This window comes from Agromyces binzhouensis, assembly GCF_004135055.1.
In the GTDB taxonomy this organism is placed as follows: Bacteria; Actinomycetota; Actinomycetes; order Actinomycetales; family Microbacteriaceae; genus Agromyces; species Agromyces binzhouensis.
Window position 1 is genome coordinate 1 of sequence record NZ_SDPL01000278.1, and the last position, 4,223, is coordinate 4,223.

Annotated in this window: 5 protein-coding genes; 1 reads left to right on the forward strand and 4 read right to left on the reverse strand. The window is 72.7% G+C overall.

Features of this window, described 5'->3' with window-relative positions:
• From ESO86_RS12460 to ESO86_RS12475, 4 genes are all read right to left on the reverse strand, one after another.
• A partial coding sequence (locus ESO86_RS12460; RefSeq protein WP_129235317.1) for an SDR family NAD(P)-dependent oxidoreductase occupies positions 1-147 on the reverse strand: 147 nt, incomplete at its 3' end.
• Between the two features lie 39 nt (positions 148-186).
• On the reverse strand, positions 187-1,362 hold the full coding sequence (locus ESO86_RS12465; protein ID WP_129235318.1) for a thiolase family protein: 1,176 nt from the start codon (positions 1,360-1,362) through the stop codon (positions 187-189).
• Positions 1,363-1,425: 63 nt separating this feature from the next.
• Entirely contained in the window at positions 1,426-2,952 is a 1,527-nt protein-coding gene (locus ESO86_RS12470) for a glyceraldehyde-3-phosphate dehydrogenase (RefSeq protein WP_129235319.1), read from the reverse strand.
• A gap of 234 nt (positions 2,953-3,186) precedes the next feature.
• The gene (locus ESO86_RS12475; RefSeq protein WP_242492352.1) at positions 3,187-3,498 is read right to left on the reverse strand and encodes a hypothetical protein; all 312 of its coding nucleotides are present in this window, start codon (positions 3,496-3,498) and stop codon (positions 3,187-3,189) included.
• A 190-nt stretch (positions 3,499-3,688) separates the two neighbouring features.
• Here ESO86_RS12475 and ESO86_RS12480 point away from each other — a divergent pair.
• Positions 3,689-4,223 (forward strand): thiamine pyrophosphate-binding protein (locus tag ESO86_RS12480; protein ID WP_277985228.1); only part of this gene is annotated, 535 nt, incomplete at its 3' end.

Below are 4,223 nucleotides of genomic sequence, written 5' to 3' on the forward strand. Positions count from 1 at the left end.
GAGCTCGGCCGCGGCCTGCTCGCCGCGCGGACCGGGCAGGTCGACGAGCACGACGTGCGCGCCGCCGTCGACGAGGGCCTGGGCCGTCGCCCGCCCGAGTCCGGACGCTCCGCCGGTGACGATCGCGGATGCTCCGCTGAGTTCCATGGTGCTCCCTTGTTCGAGATGTGGGGCGGGGCGGGCGGATCAGATCCGCTCGACGACGTAGGCGTTGGCCATGCCGCCGCCCTCGCACATCGTCTGCAGGCCGTAGCGCCCGCCCGTCGCCTCGAGCTGGTTCACGAGCGTCGTGAGCAGGCGCGTACCACTTGACCCGAGCGCGTGGCCGAGCGCGATCGCGCCGCCGCGTGGATTCAGCTTCTCGGGGTCGGCGCCGGTCTCGGCGAGCCACGCGAGCGGGACGGACGCGAACGCCTCGTTGACCTCGTACGCGTCGATGTCGTCGTGGCCGAGGCCTGCACGTTCGAGCACCTTCGCCGTGGCGGGGATCACCCCCGTGAGCATGTACAGCGGGTCGCTGCCGACGACCGAGAACGCGCGGAAGCGCGCCCTGGGCTCGAGTCCCAGCTTCTCGGCGGCATCGGCGCTCATGATGAGCGCGGCCGAGGCGCCGTCGGTCAGCGGCGAGGAGTTGCCGGGGGTGATCCGCCACTCGACGTCGGGGAATCGCTCTGCCAGCCGGTCGCTGCGGAACGCCGGGTTCAGCCCGGCGAGCGACTCCACCGAGGTGCCCGGCCGCACGGTCTCGTCGACCAGCCGGTCGATGCCCGCCACGGGCACGAGCTCCGTCGCGAACGCACCCGACTCCCCCGCCGCTGCGGCGAGCTCGTGCGAGCGCGCCGCGAACGCGTCGAGCCGCTCGCGCGAGAATCCCCACTTCTGCGCGATGAGCTCCGCGGAGACGCCCTGGCCGACGAGGCCGTCGGGATACCGTGCGTGCAGGCGCGTGCCGAACGGGTCGGCACCGGCCGCGCTGGAACCGAGCGGCACGCGGCTCATCGACTCGACGCCGCACGCGATGACGATGTCGGCCTGACCGGCGAGGATCGCCTGCGCGGCGAACGTCGCCGCCTGCTGGCTCGACCCGCACTGGCGGTCGATCGTCGTGCCGGGGACGGACTCCGGGAAGCCCGCCGCGAGCACGGCGTTGCGGGTCACGTTGTACGACTGCTCGCCGATCTGGCTGACGCACCCGCCGATCACGTCGTCGACGATGGCGGGGTCGAGGTCGTTCCGGTCGACGATCGTGGTGAGCACGCCCGCGAGCAGGTCCACGGGGTGGACTCCGCTCAGCATCCCTCCGGGCTTGCCGCGACCCACGGGCGTTCGGACGACGTCGACGATGACGGCTTCGCTGCTCATGCCCTCAGCCTACGACCGGAGCGGGGCGGGGCCGCCGTGCGGCCCCGCCCCCGCGCCATCCGCTCAGCCGACCTCGGCGACCTCGGGCACGGCCGCCGCGGCGACCTGCTCGATGCGCACGGGCTCGCGCTCGGGGAGCACGACCGGGTGCGTGCCCGCCATCGCCTCGATGACGCGGACGACCTGGCAGGAGTAGCCGTACTCGTTGTCGTACCAGACGTAGAGCACGACGTCGGTGCCGTCGGCGATGGTCGCGAGACCGTCGACGATGCCCGCGCGGTGGCTGCCGACGAAGTCGGTCGAGACGACCTCGGCCGACTCGATGTAGTCGACCTGCTGGCGCAGCGGCGAGGTCAGCGACACCTTGCGGAGGTACGCGTTCAGCGTCGCCTTGTCGGTCGGCCGCTCGAGCTGCAGGTTCAGGATCGCGAGCGAGACGTCGGGCGTGGGCACGCGGATGGCGCTGCCGGTGAGCTTGCCCTCGAGTGCGGGCAGCGCCTTCGAGACGGCCTTCGCGGCGCCCGTCTCGGTGATCACCATGTTGAGCACCGCCGAGCGGCCGCGACGGTCGCCCTTGTGGAAGTTGTCGATGAGGTTCTGGTCGTTCGTGAACGAGTGCACGGTCTCGACGTGGCCGCGCACGACGCCGTAGGCCTCGTCGATCGCGGCCAGCACGGGCGTGATGGCGTTGGTCGTGCACGAGGCGGCCGACAGGATGCGGTCGCCCGCCTCGATGTCGCCGTGGTTGATGCCGTGCACGATGTTCTTGATCGCGCCCTTGCCCGGAGCGGTGAGGAGCACCCGCGCCACGCCGGTGGACTCGAGGTGGCGGCTGAGGCCGGCCTCGTCGCGCCAGCGGCCCGTGTTGTCGACGACGATCGCGTCGGAGATGCCGTAGGCGGTGTAGTCGATCGTGCCCGGGTCGTCGGAGTAGATGACCTGGATGAGGGTGCCGTTCGCGAGGATGGTGTTCGCCTCCTCGTCGACCGTGATCGTGCCCTGGAACGGCCCGTGCACCGAGTCGCGGCGGAGCAGGCTCGCGCGCTTGGCGAGGTCGTTCTCGCTGCCCCTGCGCACGACGATGGCGCGCAGTCGCAGGCCCTGGCCGCCGCCGGCGTGGGCGATGAGGATCCGGGCCAGGAGGCGACCGATGCGGCCGAAGCCGTAGAGCACCACGTCGGTGCCGGCTGCCTCGGCGGCACCGTCGGCGTCGGCCGAGGCGGCCGGGTCGACGAGCACGGGCGCGAGCTCGGACCGCAGGAAGTCGACGAGGTCGGTCCCGGCGGGTGCGGCGTGGAACCGCGAGACGAGGCGGGCCACGTCGATCGAGGCGGGGCCCGGGGCGATCTCGGTGAGGGCCTCGAGCACGCGCATGGTGTCGGCCAGGTCGAGCTCGACGTCGCCGGCCTGCCGGGAGAAGCGGTGCGCCTTCAGCAGTTCGACCGCCGAGCGGTTGATGAGCCGCCGGCCGTGGATCGAGGTGACGACCCCGTGCCGGCGGTACAACCCGCCGATGAGCGGGATCATGCGCTCGGCGAGCTCCTCTCGGGCGATCCAATCCTCACGGCGGGCGTCGAACTCGTGGCTCACGACTCTTCCTCTCAGCCGCGGGTCGGACCTCGTCGGCCTGTTCGGGTCGCGCGCGCGGGTGGGCAGCGTCGACCACGGGGGTGTCCAAGGGGATGGTCAGATCATAGCGACCGCGGCACGGCGAGCGCGATGTACACGGCGTCCTGCGGCGGGCCTTTCGGCTGCCGCGGCGGCGAGCCGGAGGCATCCGCTCGCCCTCGGCCGGGGAGTGCGCCGGAGCGACGCGGGTGGGGCTCAGGCGGCGATGTCGTCGACCAGGGCGATGTCGTAGACCGCGATGCGCTGCGGAACGCCGTCGAACGCGGCGGCGCGCGCGTCGGAGGCGAGGTACTCGGCCTCGAGCGCACGGAAGGCGTCGGCGTCGCCGGGTGCGCTCACCGCCCAGACGAACTGGTTCGCCTCGCGGATGCCGTAGGCGAACTCGATGGCGAATCCTGCGGCGCTCCGCACGCGCGGCATCCACTCGTCCCACCACGTCACGAACGCGTCGTACTCCCCGTCGACGAGCGTGTACCGGCGCAACTGGATCGTCTTCACGCGTGCCATCCTGCCGCATGCTCGGAGCGGATGACGACGGGCCGGCGGGCTATACTCGCTCCGTCCAGGCGCCCCGATCCCCGCGATCGACGCGCGGCGCCGGCGCCCGAAAAAGGGGCGCGAAGCGTCAGGCCGCCTCGGCCGGCCCCGCGAGACACATACGGAACCGCCATCCGTCACCGTCTCGAAAGGCTCCGCCATGCCCACCGTCTCCGCGCACGTCGCCCGCACGCTCGCCGCCCACGTCGACCACGTCTTCGGCGTCATGGGCAACGGCAACGCCTGGTTCCTCGACGCGCTCGAGCGCGAGACCGAGGCGACCTTCACCGCCGTCCGGCACGAGGTCGGCGGCGTCGTCGCGGCCGATGCCCACTTCCGCGCCTCGAACCGGCTCGCCGCGGCGACCGCGACCTACGGCGCCGGGTTCACGAACACGCTGACCGCGCTCGCCGAGGCCGTGCAGGCGAAGGTGCCGCTCGTGCTCGTCGTCGGCGACGAGCCGACCTCGGGCCCGCGCCCCTGGGGCGTCGACCAGATCGCGCTCGCGTCGGGCGTCGGGGCGCGCACCTACACGGTCGGCCGAGCGGATGCCGCGGCGACGACCGTGATCGCGATCGAGCACGCCCTGGCGTACCGGGTGCCGACGGTGCTCGCGATCCCGTACGACGTCGCCGCGCTCGAGGCGGGTCCGGTCCCGTCGACCGCCGAGCCGAAGCTGCCCGCGCCGCTCGCGC

Bases quoted from the DNA above. Each gene is read 5' to 3' on its own strand.
- ESO86_RS12465 (WP_129235318.1), bottom strand. From the start codon at position 1,362: ATGAGCAGCGAAGCCGTCATCGTCGACGTCGTCCGAACGCCCGTGGGT.
- ESO86_RS12475 (WP_242492352.1), bottom strand. From the start codon at position 3,498: ATGGCACGCGTGAAGACGATCCAGTTGCGCCGGTACACGCTCGTCGAC.